Here is a 26752-nt window from a genome sequence, read left to right on the forward strand (position 1 = left end):
CACTATTTGTATTGGATCGAAAGGTCCTCGACATAGACGCCGTTGGCGATGTCGAACGGATAGGTCCGCGCTATGCGCAGGTTGCGGTGCGTCTGGCCCAGAGCATAGCCGTCGATGCCGGGATTCCACGTCGCGATGACGTCGGACGAAGGGCTGATGCGCACCCGCACCTTCGCCTTGCCGAGCACCTCGGCGGGCAGCACGAAGCGGTAGGGCACCAGACCGAAACCGAAGTCGGACTGGGTGTAGACGCCCGACCGGTTGGCCGTGTCAAAGACCGACGTGCGCGTCGAGCTGTTGTTGATGCACCACGGCAGCGAACGCATCTCGAAACCGCGCTCCCCGGTGGCGGCGTTGACGGCTTCGGTGTAGTCGCTCCACGTCGCCCCGTCGGCCGAGGTGGCGTACTCCACCTTCCAGTAAACGGGGTATGAGCTGGCGTTGGTCCACGAGCAGGCGGCTTCGTTGGTGCTGTGCTTGCCCGCGGCGGTCGAGAAGCTGACCGCAGCGGCCGAGCCGCCGACGCCCGCCGTCGAGAACTCCATCACGATGCCGTTGGTCTTACCGGTCCATGTATCGCCGTTCCACTCGTACCAGCCGGCAACGTTGCCGAGGAAACCCAGCATCGTGTATTTCGACATGCCCATCGTCGTGCCGTCGCCCGGCACGTAGTTCGAGACGTTCAGTCCGCGGTAGCCGTGAACGATGGCGATGGGGTACGAACGGTCGGCGGTAACCGTCTGATTGAGCATGCGGTTCTCGCTGTAAAGCCGCGCCCCGCCGCCCGTGTTGTCGGTCGTGGCGTGCATCCGGTTCTGGACGAGCTGCGTGGCCGAATTGGCCGCCGAGCCGACCGTGTAGGTTCCGTTGTCGTTCCACTTGTAGGCGCCGACCGAAATCACGGCCTTGTCCAGCCGCCACTCGACGAGCGTCGCATAGGCCGACGCCGCGGCGCGCGGGATGTCGATGTCCGCCTCGTCGAAGGGCCGGATCGAATAACGGCCCACGTTGCCGCCCCAGCGTTCCATCGGCGTGTGGACCACGATGCCGCTGACCGTGCCGACGCCCTGCGGCACGCTCCGTCCCGTGCGGCGCCAGCCGCAGTTCATGTTCACGAGCATGTAGATCGCGTCGTTGTCCCCGTCGTAGAGCAGATTGGCCGCGCCGTCCTTGGCCTTCTGGGCCTGCGTGCCGCCGGCGAACGAGAGGTTCGCATTGCAGGGATTGCCGATGGCGTCGTACTCGCGGACATTGGTATAGGCGCCCTCCTTGACGGAGAACTCCAGCCCCGAAAGCGCGCAGTAGGTGTAGATGTCGTCGTCGGTGAGCGTCGCGATGGTCCGCGCCTTGGGCTCCAAGGCGGAGGCTTCAGCCGCCTTTTCGATGTTCCCGGCCTTCAGGCCGCGCAGCGTGTAGCGCATCGGGTCGCTTTCGCGCGAAAGGGTCACGCCGTCGAGCAGAATCTTCACCTGCTCCCCGCGCAGGCAGACGTTGTCGGCCGGGGCGGCGAACTTCAGGCGGAAGCCGTAGCGGCCGTCCAGGCTCTGCACGTAGTTCGTACAGTCGTTCTCGTCGGTGGTGATGCTGTTGGGACCCGTATTGAGGTTCTGATCCATGTTCGGGTTCCCGGCGTCGCCGATGACGCGGCACAGCAGGTAGTCGATATGGTCCTCGTCGCTGGCGTAGGATTTGTCCTCGGCCGTGAAGAGCGCCCGCAGATCGGCGGACGACACTTCGCGCGGCTGGGCCGTCACCCGCTGCGTGATGTTCGAAGAGGCTGAAACCACACCGCCCGCAAGGTCGGCGCAGGAGACCGTGATCGTCGCATAACGCTTCTCCACGCCCTCGTTCGCCGTAATCGCGTAGGTCAGCTCCCCGGCGCCGAGTTCGACATCGGAGATAAAGTCCGCGACAGCCGGATCGGCGTACGTGACTTCGACCTTCATCTCCGCAAGCAGCGCCCCGAGATTGGTCGAGAAGGCCACGGCGCGCCGGCCGCCCTCGATGGGAGCCACGTCGTCGGCGAGCGTGATGCGGGCCTCGTCGGCGCTCTGCGTCACGGTGAACGAGTCGCCGAAAACATTGCCGTCGGCATCCGTCACCGAGAAGCCGACCGTCGCCGTGCGGGGTTCTCCCGTGGCGTTGGCAGCCGTGGCGAAGGTGATCAGCCCCCGGCGGGCCAGCGGAATTTCGGTCTCGCCCGCCTCCTCGTCGTCGGCATGGTAGACGACATCGGAAATCCACGCGTCGCCCTCCGCGGCATAGGTCACCGCGGGCACGACATCGCGGAGAAGCTCGTCGGGCAGGTTGGTTTCGAAAGCCGCCGTGCCCTTGTAGGCGCCGTTGGCGAAGGCGAGGTCCTTCGAAAGGAAGATCAGTTCGGGGGCGGTGATTCCCGCCTTCTGAACCACGGTGACGGTCTTTTCAAGCCCCGAGCCGCGCAGCACGACCCCGACCGAACGGGTCAGTCCGGGGTTGTCGGCGTAATTGAGGCGGATGGTCGTAATGCCGCTGCCGGCCGTGCGGTCGAGCGTCGCCCACGCCGACTCGGCGGTGAGTTGAGCGGTCCACGCCCCCGAGCAGTAGACCGTGACGGGGAGTTTGCCGGCCTCGGCCGTGACCGAATACCGGTCCGTATTGACGGCCAGGTCGTAACGCTCCTCGAAGGTGTCGGCGCACGCGACCGCGAAGAGTCCCGCGAGCGCCAGTATCAGGTTGTTGATTCGTTTCATCGGTTCTGGTTTTTATAATCCGTCGGCAAGGTATTCGTCGTTGGTCAGCACGTAGCCCGAAAGGGCGCACTGCGCGTCGGGAATGGGATAGTAGCGGTGGCAGGGGCGCATCTTGCCCTTGAGCGTCGCGTTGTTGGTATAGGCGTAGGTCTGGTCGTACCAGATGCCCCAGCGCACGAGGTCGAACTTGCGCTGGAACTCGCCGCCCAGCTCCCGGGCGCGCTCGCAGCGGACAGCCAGCGTGAGGTCCTCGAAGCCCGTGAAGTTGGTGACGGGATCGACGCCCGCACGCTGGCGGACCATGTTCAGGTAACGCATCGTCTCCTCGGCGTTCTCCAGGTTGCAGTAACATTCGGCCATCATCAGAATGGCGTCGGCATAGCGGAAAATGCGGTAGTTGTTCGAATCGTAGTTCTGCTCGATGTCCGGACACCAGAATTTCGGACCGGGCCAGGGCACTCCGTAGTTGTGCGTGATCTTGAAGGTCTCGCCCGCCTCCAGGTCGCCCAGGCCGAGGAAGTACTGCACGCGGCGGTCGATCTTCTGCCCGCGGATCTCCCCGGCGGCCAGCGCCTCGCGGTCGATCTTCACCGTATAGCGGTTCAGCGTCGCGTCGTAGGTGTCGTAGGTCAGGGGCAGGGGGTTGAACAGCGCGTCGACGTAGGCCGCATTCTCGGTCTGCGTATTGCCCGTCGCGGGGCGGAAGATCGCATAGCGGTTGTTGGCCCGCAGCGACGACCAGCCGGGCATCGACGTGCCGTAACCCTTCAGGGGTACGCCGTCGAAGACCCCGTCGCCGTTGTGCGTGGGCATCATGATCGCCGCCACGTTGCCGTTGTACTGCGTGCCGGTGAGCGACCAGGCGTGCTGGATCTCGAAGATGGACTCCGCAGGGTTCTTGTAGCGCCACTGGGTCTCGGCCAGCGGATAGTTGCCTTCGTTGAAGTCGCCGTAAAGCTCCTCAAGGGCTTGCAGGGGGACCAGCGCCCCGTTCCAGTCCTCGTTCCACATGGCGAACTTGGCCATCAGCATCAGCGCCAGCGCATAGCCCGAACGGTTGTCGACGGCCTCCGAGGCGCGGCACTTGCGCCCGTTCTCGGCGGTGAACCACGGCAGTGCGTTCCGCTCCAGGTCATCGTACAGCTCCTGGCGGATTTCATGGGCCGGGGTTCGGGGCAGGCGGCGGATTTCGGCCAGCCGCTGGTCGGTGTCGACCATCGTGGTGTAGAACGGCACGTCGCCGAACATGCAGGTCAGCACATAGTAGTAAAACGCGCGCATCACGCGGGCTTCGGCCGCCAGAGGCATCTTCACCCCGTCGGCCAGGTCGGCGGACGAGATGCACTCGACGCACTCGTTGCAGTACATGACGCCTTTGTAACCCTGCGTCCAGACGTTCTTGCCGTATTGCGGCTTGGCGGGAGTCACGTCGAGGCAGGCGTCGACGGTCGTCGAGGAGGAGTACCAGATGTCGGTGCAGGCCTCGGTGACCAGCATGAAGTTGGCCGTATAGATCGCATTCGCAGGCATGTAACACGAATTGAGCGCCGCAATGCACTGCGACTCGTTCTTGTAGAACGATTTGCGGTTGACGAACGAGGTCGGCTCCTCCGTCAGCGAACAGGAGGCGAACAGTCCCGCCGCGAGGAGCGTCAGTATGAATTGATTGAAGTTTTTCATCTTCTTCGGAAATTGTCGGGTGGATTTAATAACGCAGCTGGATGCTGAACACGAACATCCGCGAACGGGGATAGGCGCCCATGTCGACGCGGCGCAGGGTCGAACTGGTCCCCTCGCTCGAAACGTCGGGGTCGAAACCGTTGTACTTGGTCCAGAGCCAGAGGTTCTCGCCCGTGACGGCCAGCGTGATGTCGCGCAGCAGGCGGGTTTTCTTCCGCAAGTCGAACGTATAGGAGACCGTGGCGTTCTTCAGACGCAGGTACGAGGCATCGTGCACCTGCAACGAACTGGGAACCAGTCGGTCGTCGGTTCCCGCACGGGGCAGGTCGGAATCCGGGTTGCGCACGGGATGCCACGCGTCGAGCATGTAGCGGTACTGGTTGGTGGCGTAACCGCCGGCCATCGCAAGCTCGGAGTAGTTGTAGATCTTGCCGCCCAGCGAATAGGAGAAGTAGAATCCGATGCGCAGACCGCCGATGTTGAAGGTGTTCTGCAAACCGCCGTAAAGCACGGGGTCGGAGTTGCCCAGATAGATCAGGTCCTCCTCCGACAGAATGCCGTCTCGGTTCTGATCGACGTACTTGGGATACCCCAGCATCAGCTGGGCGTCGCTGCCCGTCGACGAGGATATATAACTCTTGGTAAAGCGATTGCGCTCGAACTGGTCGGTCGTCTTCCAGACCCCGGCGTACTGGAATCCCCAGAGTGCATTGAGCGGATAGCCCGTCTTGTAGCCATACATCATGTAGTTGGTATTGCCGCCGCTTTCGAGACACGAAACGTACTCTTCGTGGCCGATGTCGTCGACCATCTGCTTGTTGTGCGAAAGGGTGAAACTCGTCGTCCAGCCGAATTTCGGCTTCACGATGTTACGGCTCTCGACCGAGACCTCGACGCCGCGGTTCGACGTCTTGCCCAGGTTCGTGAAACGGCTCGTGTAACCCGTCGTATGGATCGTCTGCAAGGAAAGCAGCAGGTCGCGGGTGGTCGAATAGTAGCCGTCGACGGTGATGTTCAGGCGGCCGTCGAAGGCCGAGAAATCGAGACCCGCATTGTAGAGCGTGGTTTTCTCCCACGTCAGGTTGGGATTGGCCACACGCGAAGGGAAGAACGACGCCGACTGCGTGCCGCCGAACAGATAACCGTTGGTGGTCGTGCCGTAGGCTTCGAGCGAACGGTAGGTCGCGATGGCGTCGTTACCCGTGCGTCCGGCGCTCAGGCGCAGCGACAGTTCATCGAGCCAGCGCACCTGCTTGAGGAAATTCTCGTTCTTGGCGTTCCACTTGACGGCCGCCGAAGGGAAGAAACCCCATTTGTTGTTCTCGGCGAAGTTCGACGACCCGTCGTAACGCCCCGTGAAGGTGAAGTAGTAGCGGCTCTTGTAGTTGTAGTTCAGGCGCATGAGCACCGACTCGCGCACGACTTTGTTCGAGCTGGTCGAAGCGTTGTAGTTCTCCTTGCTGCCGATGCTGTTCATGTTGTTCCACTTCAGGTCGTCGGTGAGCAACCCTTCGGCCTTCAGCGAGAAAAAGTTGGCCGTTTCGTGCGTGGCCGAGAAGCCCGCCATCGCATCGAAATAGTGCCCCGAGGCGAATTTCTTCGAATAGGAGACCGTATTTTCCGAAGTCAGGCGGCGTGCGTCGCCCTCGTAACGGTAGGCATCGGCCCCTTCGCCCTCGGTGCGCTTCGGCAGATAGCTGGGCCAGAACTGGTAGTCGTGACGCTGGTAGACCATATAGGAGTTCTGACTCTTGATGATCAGCCCGCGCACGGGCTTGATCGTGAACTCCAGCACGTCGGTATTGGTCATGCGCTCGCTCTCGTTCTCGTTGCAGTCGATCTTGGCGCGGGGCGTATCAATGCGCACGCCGTTCTCGTAGAGGGGGTTGATGTAGTCTTTGGGACCCATCGTCGGGGCCAGGTAGACGGCGCCGTCCCAGATGTTCGCGCCGCCGATGGTCGCCCGGTTGGGATTCTCGTCGCGGAAGGTATAGCTGCCCTTGAAACCGACGGTCAGCCACTTGGCGAAGTCGTACGAAAGATTCAGACGGGCCGTGATGCGGCGGAATCCGCTGCCGTCGACGATGCCCTGCGTATCGTTGCCGCCGAGCGCCGCGAAGTAGCTCGACTTCTGACTGCGGCCGCTGACCGAAAGGTTATAGTTCTGATAGAGAGCCGTGCGGGTGATCTCGTCGATCCAGTCGGTCCCGCGCCCGTACTCCGAAGGGTCGAAGCGCGGCGGACGCTGCGGATCGCGCGAGGAGAAATAGTTCCGGTCGTTGAGGTAGCGGACGAACTCCTGCGCGTCCATCAGATCGAGGTCGCGGGCGAGTTTCGAGACGCCGAATTCAGCCTTGGCCGTGACCGACGGCTTCGAGGTGACGCCCTGCCGCGTGGTGACGATAATCACGCCGTTGGCGCCGCGCGAGCCGTAGATGGCCGTCGACGAGGCGTCCTTGAGGACCGAGATCTGCTCGATGTCGGCCGAGTTGATGTCGTTCAGGTCGCTCACGGCGTCGATCACGCCGTCGACGACGATCAGCGGTTCGTTCGACGCCGAGATCGAACGCGTGCCGCGCACGCGGATCGAAGTCGTGGCTCCCGGCGCACCCGAAGTCGACATGATGTCCACACCGGCGATGCGGCCTTGCAGAGCCTGGTCGACCGACGTGTTGGGCACGTCGCGGATGTCGGACATCTTCACGTTGGAGACCGAACCCGTCAGGTCGGATTTCTTCACCGCGCCGTAACCGATGACCACCACCTCGTTGATGGTGTTTTTGGCATCGGGGACCAGGTTGACGTCGACCTCCGTACGGTCGCCGATGACGATCTGCCGGGTGACGTAGCCCAGGTAGGAGACCGAAATCAGAGCGTCGCCGGCGCCGAGCGTCAGCGAATAGCGGCCGTTGCTGTCGGTGACCGTGCCGCGGCGTCCGTCGGGCGTGGCGACGGCGGCGCCCACCATCGGCGCTCCCGTTTCGTCCAGCACCGTGCCTGTCAGGGTCTTACCCGTCCCGGCTGCGGGGGGGGGAGTCGCCGACGCCTTGTAGATCACGATCATCTTGTCCTTGATCGAATACTGGACGGTGCGGTCGAGCACCTCGCGCAGCACCTGCGACACGGGCGTGCGGTCGAACGAAGCCGTGACCGGACGTTCGAGGTTCAGCTCCCGGGTGTCGTACATGATCGACAGCCCGGTCTGGGCCTCCACCTCCTTGAGCACGTTTTTGAGAGGCGTTTTCCGGAAGTTCTTCGTGACGGGCTGCATCTGCCCCCACGCCGGGAGCGTCAGCAACACGAACAGGCACGGCAGAAACGCCCGTTTCAGATTGGAGAATTGCTTCATTTGTTTAAGGTATTGGTTGTTTTAAAGTTGTTTCGGGATGCGGCGTCACTTGGCCGAGAGACGCACCGAAGGGCCTTGCCGGTGGACCGAGACCGGAACGATCAGGTCGAGGGCCTTCAGAACGCTGTCGAGCGACTCCTGGTTGCTCAAGCGGATGGTGATGAAAGTCCCGTCGGCGCGCAGGCGGTCGTCGAGCGTGATTTCAACGCCGTAAAGGCTGCTCAGGCTCTCGCACAACTGCACGATCGTCACGTCGATGAACTCGATGCGCCCTTCGATCCAGGCCAGGTACTGCGCCGTGTTGACGTGCGTGATGGCCGTGGTCTCGGCGAAACGGTCGTAGGTGAGCGACTCGCCCGGGCGGAGCAAGGTCTCCCCGCGCGGCGCGGTGAAACCGACGGCCCCTTCGAGCAGCGTGGTGGTGATGAGCGAGTCGTCGGGATAGGCCGTCACGTCGAATTTCGTACCCTTGACCACCACCGAACAGTTTCCGACCTTCACCTCGAAACGGTGCTTTTCATCGGGCGAAACGTCGAAGTAGGCGGCCCCCGAAAGCTCGACGGAGCGGTTCGTGGCGTTGAAATTGGCCGGATAGGTCAGCGTCGACGACCCGTTGAGCCGCACCTGCGTCCCGTCGGGCAGGCAGACCGTGCTGCGGTCGCCGCTCTTCGTGGTCACGGTGTAGCGCTCCGTGGCGCGCTCCAGCAGCAGGCGGTCGTAGAGCCGCGCGCCGAAGAAGGTCGCGCACACCACCGCCACGGCAGCCGCGGCACGCCATACCGCAGCGAACCGCCCCGGACGGGCGCTCCTCGCGGACCCTTGCAGGCGGATACGCGACCGCAGGCGGCGCCAGTCGCGGTCGGTCGCGGCGTCCGATGCCGGCATCGCCTCCCATTCGAGCCGCCACGCAGCGAACTGCCTGCGGCACGCAGCGTCGGAGGTGACGAAGCGGAACAACTCGCGCTCCTCCTCGGCAGCGATCTCTCCCGCAAAATAGCGTCCGGCCAGACGCCGCATCTCTTCCTGATCGAATTTCATCTCTTCCATTTCCGTTACATATTTTAAAACAACCGAATTTGCCTTTCCCCAACCCTCCCGATCACAAAAAAATCAAAAAAAGTCGCAAAAAGAAAAAAAACGACAACAGCGGAGAGAGAAATCTCCGCTGCCGGGTCAATGATCGTCTATCCGATTTTACAGGTAATTCGCCAGCAGGCACGAAAGCACGGCCACCGAAAGTTCGAACGAACAGCTTCGCCGCAAATGCTCGCCCAGCCGGCCGACGGCACGGGCCAGGTGTTTCTCGACGGCCGTCTCGGAGATGCCCAGCCGCGCGGCGATTTCGCGGTTTTTCAGCCCTTCGAAGCGGCTCATCCGGAAAACCTCGCGGCAGCGGTCGAGCAGCGCGTCGACAGCCTTCTGCACCTCGCGCTGCAACTCCTCGTAAAGGCAGGGCTGCTCGGCATCGCTCAAAAAATCGTAGCTGTAAATCCGCTCCTCACCCCGCATGCGGGCCGTGTACTCCAGTTCGTGACGCGCCACGACACCGTTGTGTTTCAGATAATTGAGACAGGCATTGCGCACCATCGTGAACAGCAGCGAGGCCAGATCCAGTTCGCGCAGTTCACATCGCCGCTCCCACAGGCGTGCAAAACTGTCCTGCACCAGATCGCGCGCCGTTTCATGCCCGGCGACGAACCGGGCGGCATAGTTCACCAATCGGGGATAGTAACGCCGGAAGAAGCATTCGAAATCGGCCTCGTTGCCGAATCGGATGCCTTCGAACAACCGCTGGTCTGACGGCGAGGGTGTGGGCATGGCGGAATCTGGACTTTTGCCACAAAAGTAACGTTTTTTTCCACGCCGCAAAATTTTCGGCCGTGACAAAAACGTGACACGACGCGCCGGGCGCAAAAAAAGGCGCTGCCGTGCAGCGCCGCCGGTTTTCAGGCCTGACCCATCTTGGGACCCGCGTCGGGCGTGGGCTGGGGCGAGGGAATCTCGATCTTGCCCACGTTGCTTTCGTAGCGCACGATGTTCTCCTGCAACGAGCGCAGCAACCGTTTGGCATGCTCGGGCGTAAGAATGATGCGGCTCTTGACGCGCGCCTTCTGCACACCGGGCAGGACCGTCGCGAAGTCGATGATGAACTCCGAAGTGGAGTGCGATATGATCGCCAGGTTCGAATAGTGGCCCTGGGCCACGGCGTCGTCCAGTTCGAGGTCGATGCCGAATTGTTTCATCTCTGCCATTGTGGAGTACTGTTTCTGCAAATTTATTCATTTTCAACGAACGATATGCAAGCCCGGGGCCAAAGTTTTCGATATTTTATCAACATATCCGACCCGCGGGACAACCCGCCGCACCCTTTTTTTGCCTTTTCATAGGCGGATGTCGGAGCTTTTTTGTATCTTTGCTTCGCAAATACGGAAAGCCGCCGCAGAGCCGAAGACAACGCCTTTTTCCGGGCCGTCTTCCGCGCAGGGGCGATAGTAAGTAACAGGTGCGTCGCTGACGCGCAGCAAACCGAAAAAATGGCATTTGAAATCGTCGAAACCCTGTTCCGCGGCATCTGCGTAGGCGTCGCCGCTTCGATCACGGTAGGTCCCGTGGCAGTGCTCTGCATCCAGCGCACGCTGTCGAAAAGCCGCCGCTCGGGCATCGTTTCAGGCATCGGCGTCGCCTGCGCCGATACGTTCATGGCCATGGCCGCACTGTTCTTCTACTCGATGCTCCAGACCCAGATCGAACAGTACAACACGCTGCTGCGGGTGATCGGCGGCATCTTCGTGGTGATCGTCGGCGTTTTCATCTTCGCACAGAATCCCGTGCCGCAAATCCGCCGCAACCGCGCGGGCAAAACCTCGCTGTGGCAGGATTTCGCCTCGATCTTCGGGCTTACGATCGCCAATTTCATCATGGTCATCCCCTACATCCTGGCCTTCTTCGCGGTGTTCAAGATTTCGGGCGGCGACATGGCCGACCACACCTTCGGGGGCTTCATGCGCTCGCTGTTCGTCATCGCCGGGTTCTTCGGCGGCGCGGTGGCGTGGTGGACCCTGCTGGCCTTCGTCATCAACCTCTTCCGCCGCCGCTTCCGTCCGCGGCACATGCTCACGATCAACCACGTCGCGGGACTCATCATCGGCATATTAGGCATTTACACCATATTATCGACCTTCTTTGATATATTCCCCAATGTCGGACACTAAACACAGGATCATCATTGCCGTCGACGGCTTTTCGTCGTGCGGAAAAAGCACCTTCGCCAAAGCCATCGCGGCCCGCCTGGGCTATATCTTCATCGACACGGGCGCCATGTACCGCGCCGTGACGCTCTACGCCCTCGAGCACGGGGCCATCCGTTCGGGCATCGTCGACGAAGAGGCCGTCGTGAAGCTGCTGGACCGCATTTCGATCACCTTCCGCTTCAACCCCGAGCGCGGGGCCAGCGACATCTACGTCAACGGCGATCTGGTCGAGGGCAAGATCCGCACCATCGAGGTCTCGAACTGCGTGAGCCGCGTGAGCGCCATCCCCGAGGTGCGCCGCAAACTGGTGGCCATGCAGCAGGAGATGGGCCGCCGCCGGGGCGTGGTGATGGACGGCCGGGACATCGGCACGGTGGTGTTCCCCGACGCCGAGCTGAAACTGTTTATGACGGCCGACACCGCCGTGCGCGCCTGCCGCCGCTACAAGGAGCTGACGGGCAAGGGCATGTCGGTGACGATGGAGGAGGTCGAACGCAATATCCGCGAGCGCGACAAGGCCGACATGAGCCGCGCCGTATCGCCGCTGCGCCAGGCCGACGACGCCATCGTGCTCGACAACAGCCACATGAGTGTCGACGAACAGATGGCGTGGTTTATGAACGAGTTCCAATTAAAAATGAAAAATTAAGAATTAAAAATCCGACGGCACAGGTCTCGGCCTGCAAGCCGGAATCGGTTCACAACCAATTTTTAATTTTTCATTCTCAATTTTTAACTACGCAGTTATGCGTGTTGAGATCGACGATAAATCGGGCTTCTGCTTCGGCGTTGTCCGCGCAATCACGGAGGCCGAACGCGCCCTCGGGGAGGGCGGCACGGTCTACTCGCTGGGCGACATCGTCCACAACCGCATCGAGGTCCAGCGCCTCGAACAGCTGGGGCTGCGGACCGTGACCCACGCCGACATGCCGCACCTGGCGGGCTGCCGCCTCTTCATCCGCGCCCACGGAGAACCTCCTACGACCTACGCCGCCGCCCGGGAAATGAACATCGGGATCATCGACGCCACCTGCCCGGTGGTCGCACGGCTGCAACGCCGCGTGAAGGAGGCCCACGAACGGATGCGCCCCACAGGCGGGCAGGTGGTGATCCTCGGCAAACGGGGCCACGCCGAAGTGGTGGGCCTCACGGGGCAGGTCGCGGACCCGACGATCGTGATCGAACGGGAGGAGGACCTGGAGCTGATCGACTTCTCGCGTCCGGTCTATTTCCTTTCGCAGACCACGCAGAGCATCGGGCTGTTCGAACGGCTGGGCGCCGAAATGCGCCGCCGGGCCGCCGATGCGGGGCAGGTGTACATCGACGACACGATCTGCCGGCAGGTATCGAACCGCGAACAGCACCTCACGGATTTTTCCGGACGGTTCGACGCCGTGGTGTTCGTCTGCGGGCGCAAGTCGTCGAACGGCAACGTCCTCTCCGAGGTGTGCCGCCGGGCCAACCCGCGCACGCACGTCGTCGAGGAGGCTTCGGAAATCGACCCCGCATGGTTCGAAGGGGCCGCGACGGTGGGCATCTGCGGCGCCACGTCGACGCCCAAATGGCTGATGCAGGATGTTGCCGACGCAATCGGCAACCTCAATTCAGAATTCAGAATCCAAAATTCATAATTATCGCCCGCCATGAAAAAGTATATCGTCCGCTCGTTAAAATATTTCTTCGCCCTGTGCGTTCTCTGTATAGCCCTGATGGGGCTGATGCTGATGACCGGGACCTCGGCGCTGTCGCTCGACGACACGCTCTACGTCATGCTGCACACCGACCGCTACCTGATGCTCTTTGCGGCGATCGTGGCGCTGGCGGCAGTCTACCCCAGATTCGGGTTCGTGGTGCGCCGGGTGGAGGGCGACATCGAGGAGAACCGGGAACAGATCCTGAACGCGTTCCGTTCGGCAGGCTTTTCGCTGCGTTCGGACGAAGACGGGGTGATGACCTTCCGCGCCGACAATTTCGGCCAGAAGCTGATGCTGCTGGGCGAAGACGAGATAAAGGTTTCACAGTACGGACAATGGATCGTGCTCGACGGCATCCGCCGCGGCGTCGCCCGGGTGCAGTACCGGCTCGATTCGTATATACACATGACACGCAATGATTAGAAAATACCGTTACCTGCTCACTGCGGCGGCCGCTGTCGGCGCCGCGGGACTTCTGACATTCGCCGCCCGCAACGACTTCGGGCTGGGCCGCAACATGGAGATCGCCGTCAACATGATGCGCGAACTGTCGCTCAACTACGTCGACCCCGTGGACCCCGACCGCCTGATGGAGGGGGCCGCCGCCGGCATGGTCAGCGACCTGGACCCCTACACGGAGTATATCCCCTCCTCGGGGATGCAGGATTTCGAACTGCTCACCACGGGCAAGTACGACGGCATCGGGGCGCTCATCCGCCAGAAGGACGACTACGTTCGCATCGCGCAGCCCTACCAGGGATCGCCCGCCGACAAGGCCGGGCTGAAGATCGGCGACAAAATCCTCTCGATCGACGGCAAGGACGCCAAAGGCTTCACGACCGAGCTGGTCTCCTCGCGTCTCAAGGGCGAGCCGGGCAGCAAGGTCAAAGTGACCGTCGAGCACCTCGACGGCACGCAGCAGACGGCGGCGATCCGCCGCGAACGGATCGCGATTCCGGGCGTGCCCTACGCCGGATGGGTCGCCGACGGCATCGGCTACATCCGCCACAGCGACTTCACCGAAGGATGCTACGAGGAGATGCGCGCGGCCATCGAACGGCTGCGCACCGAAAAGCCGCTGAAAGGGCTTGTGCTCGACTACCGCTCCAACGGCGGCGGCATCATGCAGGAGGCGGTCAAAATCCTGGGAATGTTCGTCCCCAAAGGGACCGAGGTGGTCAGCACCAAGGGGCGTTCGGAAGATTCGAAGCAGGTGTTCCGCACCGACACGGAGCCGATCCTTGCAGACCTGCCGCTGACGGTGCTGATCAACGGCAGTTCGGCATCGGCGGCGGAGATCGTCGCCGGGGCGTTGCAGGACCTCGACCGCGCGGTGCTGATCGGCCAGCGCAGTTTCGGCAAGGGACTCGTGCAGTCGCCCCGACCGCTGGGCTACAATGCCATGCTCAAACTCACCACGGCCAAATACTACATCCCCTCGGGCCGCTGCATCCAGGCCATCGACTATTCCCATTCGCAGGAAGGTTCGGTGCGCGCGGTGCCCGACTCGCTGATCTCGGAGTTCACGACCCGCGCGGGCCGCAAGGTCTACGACGGCGGCGGCGTGATGCCCGACATCGCGACCGACCCGGAGTACATTTCACGCTTCGCCCTGACGCTCTACGCGCTGGGATTCATCGAGGATTTCGGCGACGAATACACGCGCCGCAACCCCGGCCGGCAGATCGACATCCGCACCTTCTCGATCACGGACAAGGACTACGCCGACTTCGCGGAGTTCATGCAAGACAAGAAGGTCCCCTACGAATCGGACACCCGCCGGGCGCTCAAGGCGCTGAAAAAAGCCGCCGAGGACGACCGTTTCGCCGACTTGAAGAACAAGTTCGAGCAGGTGGAGGCCGAGTTGAAGGACGACACGCAGACCAACCTCGAAACCTACCGCACGCAGGTCGTCGAGACGATCAACAACGACATCGTCATGCGCCACGGCTACCAGGCCGGCGTGATCGAGCACTCGCTGTCGGGCGACAAGGAGGTGAAAAAGGCCGTCGAGGTGCTCGGCGATCCCGCAGAGTACGCCCGAATCACCCGCGAGCAGGACACCAAGCGCAAGTAAAGACATGAAAATCAGGACTGAATTCTTCTCGTTCCGCAACCGGGTGGTGGTGATCGTCGTCGGGGTGACGCTCGGCGCCCTGTCGCTGCTCTACACCAACGACATGGCCCGGCGGCTCAAGGAGAAGGAGCAGCACGACGTGGCGCTGTGGGCCCACGCCATGGAGCGCGTGACGCGCGACGTGCTGGGCGGCTCGATCCAGGACCCGTTCGTGGCCGACATCATGTCCAACGGCAACAACATCCCGTTCATCATCACCAACGAGAACCTCGAAGTCATCAACTCGCACCTCATCCCCGAGAAGATCATCAACCATCCCGGACGGCTCCGGAAACAGATCGACAAATTTTCGGTCGACAACCCGCCGATCCCGGTGAAGTTCGTCTGGTCGTCGCAGCATTACCACATCATCTTCTACGGCAAGTCGGCGCTGCTCAAGTCGCTCTACTACTTCCCCTACGTGCAGCTCCTCGTCATCACGGCCTTTATCGCGCTGGGATTCATCGCCTTCCGCTCGTCGAAGCACGACGAGCAGAACCGCGTCTGGATCGGACTGGCCAAGGAGACCGCCCACCAGCTGGGAACCCCGACCTCGTCGCTGCTGGGATGGATCGAATACCTGCGTTCGCAGGATGTGGACCAGACGGCCGTCGAGGAGATGAACAAGGACCTCACGCACCTGATGAAGATCGTGGACCGTTTTTCGAAAATCGGCTCCGAGACGCCCCTCACCCCGGCGAACATCAACGAAGTGGTGGGCGAATCGGTCATGTATTTCCGCAAGCGCATTCCCCGCAACGTGACGCTCGACTACAACGGACTGGCCATCGCCCCCGTGCAGGCCAACATCAACGCCGCACTGTTCGAATGGGTCGTGGAGAACCTGATGAAAAACTCGCTCGACGCCCTGCAAGGCCACGGAGCCATCGACGTGCGGATTTCGTCGGACGACAGGAGCGTTATGATCGACGTGAAGGACACAGGCAAGGGCATTCCCAAGAGCAACTGGAAACGCATCTTCGAACCGGGATTCACGACCAAGACCCGCGGCTGGGGCCTCGGGCTGTCGCTCTCGCGCCGCATCGTCGAGGAGTACCACCAGGGTAAGATCGCCGTCATCGACTCCGAAATCGGCAAGGGAACCACCATTCGCATCACACTCAAACGCCACTTCGCCTGATGAACTCCTCGCCGGCACATACGCAACCCGCAGTGCCTGCGGCGGATTCGGTGTCCGGGACTCCGGACGCACCGGCCTGGACGGGATATGTCCCCGGGCCGGATACGCTCCGGGCGGAAACGGACTTTGCGGGAACGAACTTTGCAAACCCGGCCTTTGCGGAAACGGCCTTTGCGGACGGCGGTTCCGCGCCGTTCTCCGTTGCAGCGACCGGTGCAGCCCCTTCCGAATGGCGCGACACGACCTCCGCCGCAATTTTCGGAGCGCAGTCGACCCTCGCGGAACCCGCGCGCATTCCGCTCGCACCGCCTCCGCCGCTCGCGGAAAACGCCCTTTTCCAGAGTTTCGTGCTGCTGCTCGCCGCCACCTACGCCATGCTGCTCTACCGCAACCTGGGCGACGTGCGCACGCTGCTGGGCCGCATCTCGCGCGACGCGGCCACGGGCAAACGCTTCTCCGAGGACCCGGGCGGAAGCGGCTACTCGCGTTTCCTGAACATCGCCACCGCCATCGGCCTGCTCTTTCTGGGCGTCGCGGCGGTCAAATACGGCGACACGCTGATGCCCGGCCGGCTGGCAGCGTCCATTCCGCAGGGCGCAGCCTTGATTTTCAGCCTGCTGGTTTCGCTCGCCTCGCTGGGCATAGCCGCCTATCAGACAATCGCCGTGCGGCTGGCCGGAGCGCTGACCCTCTCGCAGCCCTTCATCGCACAGCTCATGCTGCTCAAACGCACCTGTTTCGCCCTCGGGATGATCCTCATTTCACCCCCGCTGCTGCTCTTCGCACTCTGCCCGCAGGGCACGGGCGGCGTCTGGTTCTGCATCATCGCCGTCGAATTGGCCGCAGCGGCCGCCTTATACCTCAAGGAGACATTAAACCTGTTTCTTTCCAAAAAAGTTTCGATTTTGCATTGGTTTTTGTACCTTTGCACCGTGGAAGTCTTCCCTGTCAGCCTATTATGGCTGCTTGCAGTAAGATGAAACGGCAAAGACAAACCTAAATCAATTCGCAACATTGAAAGTAAAGAGTGTATTAGTTTCGCAGCCGAGGCCCGCTGTCATCGAAAAGTCCCCGTTCTACGAATTGTCCCAGAAACACCACGTGGAAATCGCCTACCGGCCCTTCATCCGCGTAGAAGGCGTCTCCCTGAAGGAGTTCCGCGCCCAAAGGGTCGAAATACTCACGCACACGGCCGTCATATTCACATCGCGTACGACAGTCGACAGTTTTTTCCATATCTGCGAAGAGGCGCGCATCACCGTGCCCGAAACCATGAAATACATCTGCCAGACGGAGGCCGTAGCGCTCTACCTGCAGAAATACATCGTCTACCGCAAACGCAAGATCTCGTTTGCCGACGGCTCGTTCACGTCGCTCATCGAACTGATCATCAAACACAAGGAGGAGAAATTCCTGCTGGCGTTGAGCGAACCCCACAAACCCGAACTGCCGGAAACGCTCGCCAAGCTCAAACTCTCGTTCGATCCCGTCATCCTGGCCCGCACGGTCGCCGGGGATCTGGACGACGTTAAAATGGCCGACTACGACCTGCTGGCGCTCTATTCGCCCTCGGACGTGAAAACCCTCATCGAGAAGTTCGGAACCGACGGCCTGCCCGCCGTGGCGGTATTCGGCGAAGGCACGCTGCGCGCCGCCCTCGGGGCCGGAATCACCGTGCTGGCCAACGCCCCGACGCCCGAAGCCCCCTCGATGGTCAAGGCCATCGACATCTACCTGCAAAAGGTGCAGAAAGGCGAGGAGATCGAGCCGGTGGAACTGGTGACCGACGCCCGCAAGGAAGAGTTCATCCGCAGCCAGCAGCACAAGCTGGCCAAGAAGGGCCGCACGCGCCGTCCGACCACGGAATCCCGTAAATAAGGGCCGCAAGCCCCCTGCCGCCATGTCCGCACACTCGCTACCCCGCACCGAAAGGCTCCGTTCGCTCGGGGCCGTGCGCCGTCTGTTCGAGAGCGGCGAAAGCGGCTTCATCTTCCCGTTCCGCTACGTGTGGTTCGCGGAGCCCGACACCGAGCAATCGGTCGAGGTGCTCTTTTCCGTCCCCAAAAAGTTCCACAAACGGGCCAACAAACGCAACCTCGTGCGCCGCCGCACGAAGGAGGCCTACCGCCTGCAAAAGCAGATTCTGCACGACGGCCGGCCGGTCAACCTGGACCTGGCGCTGATCTACTCGTCGAAGGAGACGCTGCCTTATAAAACCGTCGCAAATGCAGTCCGCAGGATTCTGGAATCGGTCGTGGAGCATCTTTAAACAGGCCTGCGCCCTGCCGCTGATCGGACTGGTGAAGTTCTACCAGCTCTGCATCTCGCCCTTCACGCCCCCGTCGTGCCGGTTCACCCCCACCTGCTCGCAGTATGCGCTCGAGGCGTTGCGCAAATACGGCCCCCTGAAAGGACTGTGGCTCGCCCTGCGGCGGCTGTCGAAGTGCCATCCGTGGGGCGGCAGCGGCTACGACCCCGTGCCGTAGCGCAAAAACGGCCGGCCGACCGGCCCCCTCCTTCCGAAGAGTCGCGTCACCATTTGCTTTTGAACCCATTTTCCTTCCGGCAATAAAGATCATATCCTTTTCGGAGAAAAACAATCCCGACCCTGACGATCAGGGTCGGGATTCCGCCTTTAAACAGAACGATTCGGCCCGGACGGACAGATCAATCGTGCAGGTCGTCGCACCGCTCGGCCGCGGACTCGAATTCGAGCGTCGCATGGGAGATTCCGGCATGGTTCAGGAGGTCTTTCAGATCGTGTTTCACCTCCTCCATACGGGACAGGCTTTCGAGCACGACATGGGCCGTCAGGGCGTTTTCCGTCGTACTGATAGCCCAGACATGGATGTGGTGGACGGCCTTCACGCCCGGAACGTCCGTCATCTTCCGCCCGATCGCGGCCACGTCGATCTCCCCGGGAACGCCGTCGAGCGACAGACGCAGGCTGTCGCGCGTCAGCGACCAGACCGACGCCACGATCACCGCGGCGACGACCATTCCCACGACAGGGTCGACGATCGTCCAGCCCGTCCACGAGATCACGAGTCCCGAAACGAGCACCCCGACCGACACCAGCGCATCGGCGGCCATGTGCAGATATGCACCCTTGACATTCAGATCACGGTCCTTGTCCTTCAGAAACAGCCACGCCGTGAAGCCGTTGATCGCCACCCCGACGCCCGCCGTCCAGGCGATGGCGCCGCCTTCGACCGGCGCGGGATGCAGCATGCGGCCGATGCTCTCGGCGACGATAACCCCCACGGCGATCAGCAGGATCACCGAGTTCAACAGTGAGATCAGCACCGTGCTTTTCTTGTAGCCGTAGGTGTAGCGGGGCGTAGCCTGCGCCTGCGCCAGCCGGAAGGCCAGCATGGCCAGCAGCAGGCTGGCGACGTCGGAAAGGTTGTGCCCGGCATCGGACAGCAGGCCCATCGAGCCGTAGGAGAGGCCGACGGCGAATTCGACGACGACGAAAGCCACGTTGAGCGCAATGCCCAGAATGAAGGCCTTGTTGAGCGACGTAACCGTGCGCTCGTGGTGATGGTGTTCGTGTGTCATGGCTGCGGATCGGTTATGGTGTCCTTGATTTCGGAGAGTTCGACCAGTTTGTTGACGATGGCGTAGATCGTAAGTCCCGCCGCGGAGTGAATTTGCAGTTTCGCGGCAATGTTGCGGCGGTGGGTGATCACGGTATGGGCCGAGATGCAGAGCGCATCGGCGATCTGTTTGTTGGTCATGCCCTTCACCACGCAGACGATGATCTCCTTTTCACGGGCGCTCAACGGCTCGGGTTTCACCGTGCGGGGGCCCGCCGCCGCCAGCCGCTCGACGGCCGGGATGAAGAGTTCGTCCTCCACGGCGTTGTGCGAGGCGAGTTCGTGCTCGCAGTTGAAGATGTCGAACAGCACGCCGTTGAGTTCGTTCGAGCTGCCCGAAGGGTAGTATTTGATGATGATATTCTTCAGCTCGCGCAGCTTGATATCAATCTGGTCGTGCTGGCGGCGGAAGATGTCGATCGAATAGGCCGTGTTCTTCTCGCCCGAGAGCAGCGACTCGACATACGGAAAAACGGTCTGCTCCTCGTAGGACATGTGGCGCTGCACTTCGGCGGCATACTCGTCGAAAAAGCGCATGATGGCGAACGAAACGTCGCTTAGGGCGCAGTCGACCGCCTCGATCAGTTTCCGCCGGATGGCCGGAAGCCGGAAGTCCAGGAAATAGCCGTGGGAGTTGTGCAGATAGTCGGTCAGCGAACGGACCGAGACCTCGCCGGCCAGCTCCGCGCCGTTGCCGAAGTTCATCAGCATGTTCACCACGGCGAGGAACGTCGCGGCGTCCACCCTGCTCTCGGCGCACACCTCGGCGATGGTCTTGTCGCCGAATCCCAGCGCAATGCCGAAACGGCTCATCACCTGCAACACGGCATAGCGGTCGCAGACCAGATCGCACATCCGGTCGTCACCCGCATATCCACCATTTTTATACATAGACAACGTGAATCCGGTGCATCGGATTGAATTTTTTTCGCCCGGATTTCAAACATGGAATGCACCGGATTCCCGTTACAGCGCCTACCGCGCCGGTTCCATATTGACAATCCTCCCCAATCCCCCTTTGCCAAGGGGGACTTATACCTGCCATCAGGTATTCATTTCGACGCCACAAAGATATGCGGACAAGCGCCGTGCCGCAATACCTAAAAAAGGGTATTTTCAGCGGCGTCCGATATCCACGTAGGTCGTCTGCAACATCGTGCGCCCCACGTCGAGCAGTTCGGGATTCGTCTCCGTCACGGCACGGCCGCCCGTCGCGTCCCACACCGCCTCGCCCGAGGCGTCGACCACGCCGAAACCGTCGTTGAAGGCGTAGTAGGCGAACTTACGGGGGGGGGTCGGTGCGAAAATGTCCTTGCTGTAATCGAAATCGTCGTGCGGAACGCCCAGTTGGGCGAGCAGCGTCGCGGCAATGTCGATCTGCGAGGCGTAGTCCTCCACCACACGCGGCCGGGCGACGGCCCCGCCCGTCCAGATCATCGGAATGCGGTGGCGCAGCGGTTCGTTGTAGGCCAGCGTCCGCGGGTAGGGATAGCCGTGGTCGGCGACCAGCACGACGAGCAGGTTTTCCCACGCGGGCGAAGCCTTCAGACGGTCGATCATCTTCCCCACGCAGTCGTCCGAAAAGGCCATTGCGTTCAGCACCCGGTCATCGAACTTCGCATAGGGGACGTCGAAGGGCGTATGGCTGCTCAACGTCAGCAGTCCCGCGAGAAACGGCTCGCGGGATTCGCTCAACGCGATCACGCGGTCGGCGAACCAGTCGCACATCAGCCGATCGTCGTAGCCCCAGTCCGAAGCCGGGGCGTCGAAGCGCAGGTCCTTCTGCCAGATCAGCTCCTGCCATCCCGTGGCGTACATGTAGGAGGCCTGGTTGGTGAAATTGAGGTCGCCGCCGTAGGCGAAACTCGTCTTATACCCCTCTCCCGCGAGCGAACGCGCCACCGAGGGCAGGTTGCGGCTCTTGGCCGGGAGTTTCATAATCGACATGCGCGTCTGCGCCGGGAATCCGCTCAAAATCGCCACCTCGCCGCGGTCGGTGCGGAACGAATTGGCGAAGAAATTCTCGAACCAGACGCCCTCGCGTTTCAGCCGTTGCATGTTGGGCATGACGGGTTCTCCGTCGACCTCGGCGTCCATCACCGTCCGGGCGAAGCTCTCCAGAATGACGATCACCACATTGGGCCGCAGCGTGTCGAGCACCCGCTCCGTGGGTCCCGCAGCCGGACCGTTGCCCCGCAGGGCGTCGAACTTCGCGGCCCGCGTCTCTTCGTCGAAGAAGGGGTATTCGCCGGCATAGTCGGCACGGTCGCCGAGACTGGACAGGAACGAGAAAACGGGGTTCGTGGCCGCATGGTTCAGAAACGGCACGGGGCTGAAATAGACCTTCGAAACATTGGCCACCGAGGCCCCCAGCCCGCCGCGGATCGCCAGGAAGTCGAATCCTGCGAGCACGACGACGACGAGACTTCCGGGCAGGGCCAGCCGCCAGCCGACGGGACGTCCGTCGAAAATGCGCAGGATGCGACAGTAGGCCCAGAGCATCGGCGCGGCATACGCGGCGGCCAGCAGCGTCTGCCGCACGCCGAGCCAGAAATCGACGCTCGCCATCGCCTCCTCGGGATCGGAGAGGTAGATCAGCACCGTCGCATCAATGCGGAACCCCCAATGCTCGTACAGCGCGACGTCGACGGCGAAGATCACGGCCGTCACCACGGCGATCAGCGCAAAATAGGCTGTCAGCACGCCCCGCCACACCCGTTCCGGGATACGCACCCACAGCGAGAGAAGCACGGCCAGGAGAGGCAGCGCGGTGACATAACCCGCGACGGTCATGTCGAGCGTCAGCCCGTGCCACAGCACCTCCATCCAGCCCCCGAAACCCGCCCCGGCCGCCTCTGCGGCATACCACGCCATAAAGACGGGTTTCTGCACGGCCATCGCGAGGACGGTCGCACAGAACACGGCAACGAGGAAAGCGAGTTTTCGGCGCATTACTTACTCCTATTTTTTGATTTCAGACAGGGTGGTTTCGGGCATCGCGCCGCACGGGACGGATGGGCAGTGCCGAAGTACGCCCCAATCGTCACGCGCAAGGGATGTGCGGAAATAGCCGCATAAAACCGAAAAACTATATTTTTTCGCCGTAGGCCAGATCTCCCGCATCTCCGATGCCGGGAACGATGTAGGAGCGCGAAGTCAGCTCCTCGTCGACGACGGCCGTCCAGATCGTGGTGGTCTGCCGCGGCATGTTCTTCATGGCATAGTCAAGCCCCTGCTCACTGGCGACGACCGCGGCGACATGGGTATGGGCCGGCGTACCGCCCTTCTCGCACAAGGCGTTGTAGGTCAGCACGAGCGACGATCCGGTGGCCAGCATCGGATCGACCAGCAGCAATGTCTTGCCTTCGAGGCTTCCGCACGAGATGTACTCGACCTTCACGGTGAACTTGCCGTCCTTGGTGCTCTTGCGATAGGCCGAGACGAAGGCGTTCTGGGCGTCGTCGAAGTAGTTGAGAAACCCCTGATGATAGGGAAGTCCCGCACGGAGAATCGTCGCCACCACGATCTGCTCGTCGATCATCTCGACGGTGGCTTCACCCAGCGGCGTCTCGACAACGCACGGTTTGTAGCTGAACGCTTTCGATATTTCGTAGGCCGTGATCTCGCCGATGCGCTCCATGTTGCGGCGGAAACGCATCGAATCCCGCTGAATCCGCTTGTCGCGGATTTCTGCGATGAATTTGTTGAGAACGGTGTTCTGCTGGGAGAGGATATGCAACGTCATGGTTGAGTGGGTTTGGTTGGTTGTCAGTAGAGGAAATTGTTGAACGGATAACGCCCGGCGTGAATCTCGCGCACCATGCCGTACAGATCCGAGCGGAATTTTTCCAGATTGGTCTTCGCCAGCGCCGAGAGGAAGATGCAGGGCGTGTTGGCCCGTGCGATCCAGCTCTTTTTAAGCTCCTCCAGCGAGAGGTTCTCGCGCGTGGCAGGCGTCAGGTCGTCCTCCTCCTTCTCGATATAAGTATAGGCGTCGACCTTGTTGAAAACCAGATAGACGGGTTTGTCGCCCGCGCCGATCTCCTGCAGGGTCTGCTTCACCACGGCGATCTGCTCCTCGAACTGCGGGTGCGAAATGTCCACCACATGAACCAGCAGGTCGGCTTCGCGAACCTCGTCCAGCGTCGATTTGAACGACTCGATCAGTTCCGTAGGCAGTTTGCGGATAAAGCCCACCGTGTCCGAAAGCAGGAAGGGCAGATTGTCGAAAACCACCTTGCGGACCGTGGTGTCGAGCGTGGCGAAGAGCTTGTTCTCGGCGAAAACCTCGCTTTTCGAAATCAGGTTCATCAGCGTCGATTTGCCCACGTTGGTATAGCCGACCAACGCCACGCGGACCATTGCGCCGCGGTTCGAACGCTGCACGGCCATCTGGCGGTCGATCTTCTTGAGGTCCTCCTTCAGTTTGGCAATGCGGTTGCGGATGATGCGGCGGTCGGTCTCGATTTCGCGCTCTCCGGCGCCGCCGCGGGTTCCCGTACCGCCCCTCTGGCGTTCGAGGTGGGTCCATAGACCCGACAGCCGGGGCAGCATGTATTCGTAATTGGCCAGCTGCACCTGCGTCTTGGCGTAAGCCGTCCGGGCACGCGACATGAAGATGTCGAGGATCAGACGCGTGCGGTCCAGCAGACGGCAGGGCATCTCCTTTTCGATGTTGCGCGTCTGCGAGGGAGTCAGTTCGTCGTCGAAGATCACCACGTCGATTTCATGCTCCCGGCAATACGCGGCGATCTCCTCCAGTTTGCCGGGACCGACGTAGATGCGCGACGAAGGCTGCGGCAGCCGCTGGGTGAAACGTTTCACCGAACAGATGTCGGCCGTCTCGGCCAGAAACTCCAGTTCATCGAGAAACTCCTCGGTCTGGCGCGGGTCCTGGTTGTCGCGGATGACGGCGACCAGCACGGCGCGTTCGCGGCAATCGGCCGCGGCGACAGGCTGGGGATTCAATTTATTTTCTTCCAAAACAATTCTATTTTATTTCCGGTTTCAACTCCGGCTTCCGCCGGGTCGGACAACGTGCTGCAAACACGATGCTACAAATAAGGGTATCCGCCCGAAAGCAGGATACCCTCAAAAAGTTCAGCCGTAACGCCTTAATTTGCATGCGGAACTCGACCGGCAGGGCGTATCTGACATGCACCGTCTGATTCCGCCGTTTCCCGGGGCTCCATTCGGCGATTCGTTCGACACACGGCCCTTTCATCCGCCGGCGAACGGCCGGGCGGATATTCCCGTCCCGGACTTTAGTTATGTACGCGGAAGTCTACCGGCAGGGTATACTTCACGCGAACCACCTGGTTACGCTGTTTGCCGGGGCTCCACTTCGGAGACTTGTTCAGTACGCGGATGGCCTCCTCGGAGAGCGAACGGTCGGGCGTCTGAAGCACCTGAATATTGGTCAGACGGCCGTCCTTCTCGATCACGAACGAGAGAACCACACGACCCTGGATACCGTTTTCGAGGGCGATCTGCGGGAACTTCACGTTCTGCTGCACCCAGTTGCGGAAGGTATTGAGGTCTCCGCCCTGGAACGAAGGCATGGTCTCGGCGATCAGGAACGGCTGGTCGTCCTCGATGGTCTCTTCGGCCACCTCGACCTGCTGGATCACCTCGGTATTCTCGTCGAACTCGGCGAAGTCCACTTCGGTGGTGATCTTCGTGTCGTTGGTAACGACCTGCAACAGGTCGGCGATAACCTTCACCTCTACACGCTTGGGAGGCTCGGGAGGCTTCTGGTCTTGGCGGGTGATCTCGACGATCTCCTCCTCGACGATGGCAGCCTGCAAATCCATCTTTTCAATCTTGCGCTCCTTCGGGGTGTAGGCGAAAGCCCCGATCACGAGGCAAAGCGAAATGACCAGACCGATTTCGAGCAAAAGACCCCGCTTGTTCCGGAGGTCCGCTTTGGGTGATTTCTTAATTTCCATTTATCTCAAATAATTTTAATGTTCGGGCAAAAAACGGGCATAGGGGCGCTATGCACCACAAATATATGGATAAAAATTCAAAAATGAACATACGGACGCAAAAATCTTCATTTTTTACCTACTTTTGTCGCAGGAAACAGCCCCCGGAATCGCAGGAATGACACATCAGGAATCGTTATACGGCAAAACGCCCGACCAGCTCGCAGCCCTTTGCGGCGAGCTGGGAATGCCGCGCTTCGCCGCGCGGCAGATCGCCCGCTGGCTCTACGTCCGCCACACGGAAGACCCGCTGCGGATGACCGACATCGCCGCCGCGCACCGCCAGCGGCTCGCCGAACGGTTCTCGCCGGCGTTGAGCGCCCCGGAGCGCGTCACCGAGTCGGCCGACGGCACGAAGAAATACCTGTTCCGCACGCTCGAAGGGCATTACGTCGAGTCGGCCTACATCCCCGACGGGGAGCGGGCCACGCTCTGCGTCTCGTCGCAGGCCGGATGCCGCATGGGCTGCCGCTTCTGCGCCACGGGGCGGCAGGGGCTTCAGCAGTCGCTCACGGCGGCCGAAATCCTCAACCAGGCGGTTTCGCTGCCCGAGCGCGACAAACTCACGAACCTCGTGTTCATGGGCATGGGCGAACCGCTCGACAACACGGACGAAGTGCTGCGGGCGCTCGAGATAATCACCGCCGAGTGGGGTTTCGGCTGGTCGCCGACACGCATCACGCTCTCCACGGCGGGCGTCGTGCCCGAATTGCGGCGTTTTCTCGACGCGACGAAGGTTCACCTGGCCGTCAGCCTCCACAACCCCTTCCACGAAGAGCGTATGGAGATCATGCCCGTCGAACGGGCGTGGCCGATCGCCGAAGTCGCCGCGATCCTGCGCGAATACGACTTCACCCACCAGCGGCGGGTGTCGTTCGAATACATCGTGATGAGCGGGCTGAACGACTCCCCGCGTCACATCCGCGAACTGACGCGCCTGCTGAACGGCATCAAATGCCGCATCAACCTGATCCGCTTCCACCGGATTCCCGACTCGCCCTACTTCTCGCCCGGCGACGAGGCGATGGTCCGCTTCCGCGACGCGCTGACCGCCCGCGGCATTCAGACCACGATCCGCGCCTCGCGGGGCGAGGACATCCAGGCCGCATGCGGGTTATTGAGCACCCGCCTAAAAGGCGGGATTTAGGGGGGGGGCTTATCGCGCTGTCGGGCCAATTCTGCGCCGCTACCCCTAAAAGCCGT

Annotated in this window: 23 protein-coding genes; 11 read left to right on the forward strand and 12 right to left on the reverse strand. The window is 61.6% G+C overall.

What is annotated here, in order from left to right; all coding sequences use genetic code 11:
* Positions 1-2: 2 nt before the first annotated feature.
* The 6 genes from DWW03_RS03790 to DWW03_RS03815 all read right to left on the reverse strand — a co-directional run bounded on the left by DWW03_RS03790 (position 3) and on the right by DWW03_RS03815 (position 10013).
* Complete coding sequence (locus DWW03_RS03790) at positions 3-2732, reverse strand: BACON domain-containing protein (protein WP_118406345.1); 2730 nt, start codon at positions 2730-2732, stop codon at positions 3-5.
* 12 nt (positions 2733-2744) lie between these two features.
* Positions 2745-4412 (reverse strand): RagB/SusD family nutrient uptake outer membrane protein, encoded by a 1668-nt coding sequence (locus tag DWW03_RS03795; RefSeq protein WP_015546807.1) that lies wholly within the window; start codon positions 4410-4412, stop codon positions 2745-2747.
* 25 nt (positions 4413-4437) lie between these two features.
* Complete coding sequence (locus DWW03_RS03800; RefSeq protein WP_229028826.1) at positions 4438-7761, reverse strand: SusC/RagA family TonB-linked outer membrane protein; 3324 nt, start codon at positions 7759-7761, stop codon at positions 4438-4440.
* A 45-nt stretch (positions 7762-7806) separates the two neighbouring features.
* The gene (locus DWW03_RS03805) at positions 7807-8808 is read right to left on the reverse strand and encodes a FecR domain-containing protein (protein WP_015546809.1); all 1002 of its coding nucleotides are present in this window, start codon (positions 8806-8808) and stop codon (positions 7807-7809) included.
* A gap of 147 nt (positions 8809-8955) precedes the next feature.
* Entirely contained in the window at positions 8956-9579 is a 624-nt protein-coding gene (locus DWW03_RS03810; protein ID WP_022061428.1) for an RNA polymerase sigma-70 factor, read from the reverse strand.
* A gap of 128 nt (positions 9580-9707) precedes the next feature.
* A complete protein-coding gene (locus DWW03_RS03815) occupies positions 9708-10013 on the reverse strand; it encodes a DUF3467 domain-containing protein (RefSeq protein WP_015546810.1) in 306 nt (101 codons plus the stop codon).
* A 282-nt stretch (positions 10014-10295) separates the two neighbouring features.
* Here DWW03_RS03815 and DWW03_RS03820 point away from each other — a divergent pair, with 282 nt between their 5' ends.
* The 10 genes from DWW03_RS03820 (at position 10296) to yidD (ending at position 18449) form a co-directional block, all read left to right on the forward strand.
* Positions 10296-10973: a LysE family translocator gene (locus tag DWW03_RS03820; RefSeq protein ID WP_015546811.1), complete on the forward strand. Its 678-nt coding sequence runs from the start codon at positions 10296-10298 to the stop codon at positions 10971-10973.
* On the forward strand, positions 10960-11661 hold the full coding sequence (cmk, locus tag DWW03_RS03825) for a (d)CMP kinase (RefSeq protein WP_015546812.1): 702 nt from the start codon (positions 10960-10962) through the stop codon (positions 11659-11661). The genes DWW03_RS03820 and cmk overlap by 14 nt, the downstream gene beginning before the upstream one ends.
* Positions 11662-11758: 97 nt before the next feature.
* Positions 11759-12643 (forward strand): 4-hydroxy-3-methylbut-2-enyl diphosphate reductase, encoded by an 885-nt coding sequence (locus DWW03_RS03830; RefSeq protein ID WP_118406346.1) that lies wholly within the window; start codon positions 11759-11761, stop codon positions 12641-12643.
* A 12-nt stretch (positions 12644-12655) separates the two neighbouring features.
* Entirely contained in the window at positions 12656-13129 is a 474-nt protein-coding gene (locus tag DWW03_RS03835) for a hypothetical protein (RefSeq protein WP_118406347.1), read from the forward strand.
* A complete protein-coding gene (locus DWW03_RS03840; RefSeq protein ID WP_118406348.1) occupies positions 13122-14783 on the forward strand; it encodes a S41 family peptidase in 1662 nt (553 codons plus the stop codon). Before DWW03_RS03835 ends, DWW03_RS03840 begins: the two co-directional genes overlap by 8 nt.
* 4 nt (positions 14784-14787) lie before the next feature.
* A complete protein-coding gene (locus tag DWW03_RS03845; protein WP_015546816.1) occupies positions 14788-15963 on the forward strand; it encodes a sensor histidine kinase in 1176 nt (391 codons plus the stop codon).
* Entirely contained in the window at positions 15963-16943 is a 981-nt protein-coding gene (locus tag DWW03_RS03850; protein WP_022061433.1) for a DUF4271 domain-containing protein, read from the forward strand. The genes DWW03_RS03845 and DWW03_RS03850 overlap by 1 nt, the downstream gene beginning before the upstream one ends.
* A 103-nt stretch (positions 16944-17046) precedes the next feature.
* Positions 17047-17841 carry a uroporphyrinogen-III synthase gene (locus DWW03_RS03855; RefSeq protein ID WP_083810199.1) on the forward strand — a complete coding sequence of 265 codons (795 nt, stop codon included), beginning with the start codon at positions 17047-17049 and terminating at the stop codon, positions 17839-17841.
* Positions 17842-17863: 22 nt separating this feature from the next.
* A complete protein-coding gene (locus DWW03_RS03860; RefSeq protein ID WP_015546818.1) occupies positions 17864-18232 on the forward strand; it encodes a ribonuclease P protein component in 369 nt (122 codons plus the stop codon).
* The gene (gene yidD / locus DWW03_RS03865) at positions 18189-18449 is read left to right on the forward strand and encodes a membrane protein insertion efficiency factor YidD (RefSeq protein ID WP_022061435.1); all 261 of its coding nucleotides are present in this window, start codon (positions 18189-18191) and stop codon (positions 18447-18449) included. The genes DWW03_RS03860 and yidD overlap by 44 nt, the downstream gene beginning before the upstream one ends.
* Positions 18450-18630: 181 nt before the next feature.
* On the opposite strand, the gene DWW03_RS03870 is transcribed toward yidD, so the two are convergent.
* The 6 genes from DWW03_RS03870 to DWW03_RS03895 all read right to left on the reverse strand — a co-directional run bounded on the left by DWW03_RS03870 (position 18631) and on the right by DWW03_RS03895 (position 25510).
* The gene (locus DWW03_RS03870; RefSeq protein WP_118406349.1) at positions 18631-19524 is read right to left on the reverse strand and encodes a cation diffusion facilitator family transporter; all 894 of its coding nucleotides are present in this window, start codon (positions 19522-19524) and stop codon (positions 18631-18633) included.
* A complete protein-coding gene (locus DWW03_RS03875) occupies positions 19521-20453 on the reverse strand; it encodes a helix-turn-helix transcriptional regulator (RefSeq protein ID WP_022061437.1) in 933 nt (310 codons plus the stop codon). The genes DWW03_RS03870 and DWW03_RS03875 overlap by 4 nt, the downstream gene beginning before the upstream one ends.
* Before the next feature lie 225 nt (positions 20454-20678).
* Entirely contained in the window at positions 20679-22514 is a 1836-nt protein-coding gene (locus tag DWW03_RS03880; protein ID WP_022061438.1) for an LTA synthase family protein, read from the reverse strand.
* Positions 22515-22650: 136 nt separating this feature from the next.
* A complete protein-coding gene (gene upp, locus DWW03_RS03885) occupies positions 22651-23307 on the reverse strand; it encodes a uracil phosphoribosyltransferase (RefSeq protein WP_015546822.1) in 657 nt (218 codons plus the stop codon).
* A 23-nt stretch (positions 23308-23330) separates the two neighbouring features.
* On the reverse strand, positions 23331-24545 hold the full coding sequence (gene hflX / locus DWW03_RS03890; RefSeq protein WP_022061439.1) for a GTPase HflX: 1215 nt from the start codon (positions 24543-24545) through the stop codon (positions 23331-23333).
* A gap of 281 nt (positions 24546-24826) precedes the next feature.
* Entirely contained in the window at positions 24827-25510 is a 684-nt protein-coding gene (locus DWW03_RS03895) for an energy transducer TonB (protein WP_022061440.1), read from the reverse strand.
* 157 nt (positions 25511-25667) lie between these two features.
* On the opposite strand from DWW03_RS03895, the gene rlmN reads away from it, so the two are divergent.
* Positions 25668-26696, forward strand: a complete 1029-nt coding sequence (gene rlmN / locus DWW03_RS03900; protein WP_118406350.1) for a 23S rRNA (adenine(2503)-C(2))-methyltransferase RlmN — start codon at positions 25668-25670, stop codon at positions 26694-26696.
* The last annotated feature ends 56 nt before the right edge of the window (positions 26697-26752 follow it).

This window comes from Alistipes sp. AF14-19, from assembly GCF_003461645.1.
GTDB classification, from domain to species: Bacteria; Bacteroidota; Bacteroidia; order Bacteroidales; family Rikenellaceae; genus Alistipes; species Alistipes shahii.

What these genes read in the sequence shown, in the direction of transcription:
- DWW03_RS03815 (WP_015546810.1), bottom strand. Translation starts at nt 10,013, where the DNA reads ATGGCAGAGATGAAACAATTCGGCATCGACCTCGAACTGGACGACGCC.
- DWW03_RS03820 (WP_015546811.1), top strand. Translation starts at nt 10,296, where the DNA reads ATGGCATTTGAAATCGTCGAAACCCTGTTCCGCGGCATCTGCGTAGGC.
- DWW03_RS03800 (WP_229028826.1), bottom strand. Translation starts at nt 7,761, where the DNA reads ATGAAGCAATTCTCCAATCTGAAACGGGCGTTTCTGCCGTGCCTGTTC.
- DWW03_RS03895 (WP_022061440.1), bottom strand. Translation starts at nt 25,510, where the DNA reads ATGGAAATTAAGAAATCACCCAAAGCGGACCTCCGGAACAAGCGGGGT.
- rlmN (WP_118406350.1), top strand. Translation starts at nt 25,668, where the DNA reads ATGACACATCAGGAATCGTTATACGGCAAAACGCCCGACCAGCTCGCA.
- DWW03_RS03850 (WP_022061433.1), top strand. Translation starts at nt 15,963, where the DNA reads ATGAACTCCTCGCCGGCACATACGCAACCCGCAGTGCCTGCGGCGGAT.
- DWW03_RS03795 (WP_015546807.1), bottom strand. Translation starts at nt 4,412, where the DNA reads ATGAAAAACTTCAATCAATTCATACTGACGCTCCTCGCGGCGGGACTG.
- DWW03_RS03845 (WP_015546816.1), top strand. Translation starts at nt 14,788, where the DNA reads ATGAAAATCAGGACTGAATTCTTCTCGTTCCGCAACCGGGTGGTGGTG.
- DWW03_RS03840 (WP_118406348.1), top strand. Translation starts at nt 13,122, where the DNA reads ATGATTAGAAAATACCGTTACCTGCTCACTGCGGCGGCCGCTGTCGGC.
- DWW03_RS03875 (WP_022061437.1), bottom strand. Translation starts at nt 20,453, where the DNA reads ATGTATAAAAATGGTGGATATGCGGGTGACGACCGGATGTGCGATCTG.
- DWW03_RS03835 (WP_118406347.1), top strand. Translation starts at nt 12,656, where the DNA reads ATGAAAAAGTATATCGTCCGCTCGTTAAAATATTTCTTCGCCCTGTGC.
- DWW03_RS03880 (WP_022061438.1), bottom strand. Translation starts at nt 22,514, where the DNA reads ATGCGCCGAAAACTCGCTTTCCTCGTTGCCGTGTTCTGTGCGACCGTC.
- cmk (WP_015546812.1), top strand. Translation starts at nt 10,960, where the DNA reads ATGTCGGACACTAAACACAGGATCATCATTGCCGTCGACGGCTTTTCG.
- DWW03_RS03810 (WP_022061428.1), bottom strand. Translation starts at nt 9,579, where the DNA reads ATGCCCACACCCTCGCCGTCAGACCAGCGGTTGTTCGAAGGCATCCGA.
- DWW03_RS03870 (WP_118406349.1), bottom strand. Translation starts at nt 19,524, where the DNA reads ATGACACACGAACACCATCACCACGAGCGCACGGTTACGTCGCTCAAC.
- DWW03_RS03790 (WP_118406345.1), bottom strand. Translation starts at nt 2,732, where the DNA reads ATGAAACGAATCAACAACCTGATACTGGCGCTCGCGGGACTCTTCGCG.
- yidD (WP_022061435.1), top strand. Translation starts at nt 18,189, where the DNA reads ATGCAGTCCGCAGGATTCTGGAATCGGTCGTGGAGCATCTTTAAACAG.
- DWW03_RS03805 (WP_015546809.1), bottom strand. Translation starts at nt 8,808, where the DNA reads ATGGAAGAGATGAAATTCGATCAGGAAGAGATGCGGCGTCTGGCCGGA.
- DWW03_RS03830 (WP_118406346.1), top strand. Translation starts at nt 11,759, where the DNA reads ATGCGTGTTGAGATCGACGATAAATCGGGCTTCTGCTTCGGCGTTGTC.
- DWW03_RS03860 (WP_015546818.1), top strand. Translation starts at nt 17,864, where the DNA reads ATGTCCGCACACTCGCTACCCCGCACCGAAAGGCTCCGTTCGCTCGGG.
- upp (WP_015546822.1), bottom strand. Translation starts at nt 23,307, where the DNA reads ATGACGTTGCATATCCTCTCCCAGCAGAACACCGTTCTCAACAAATTC.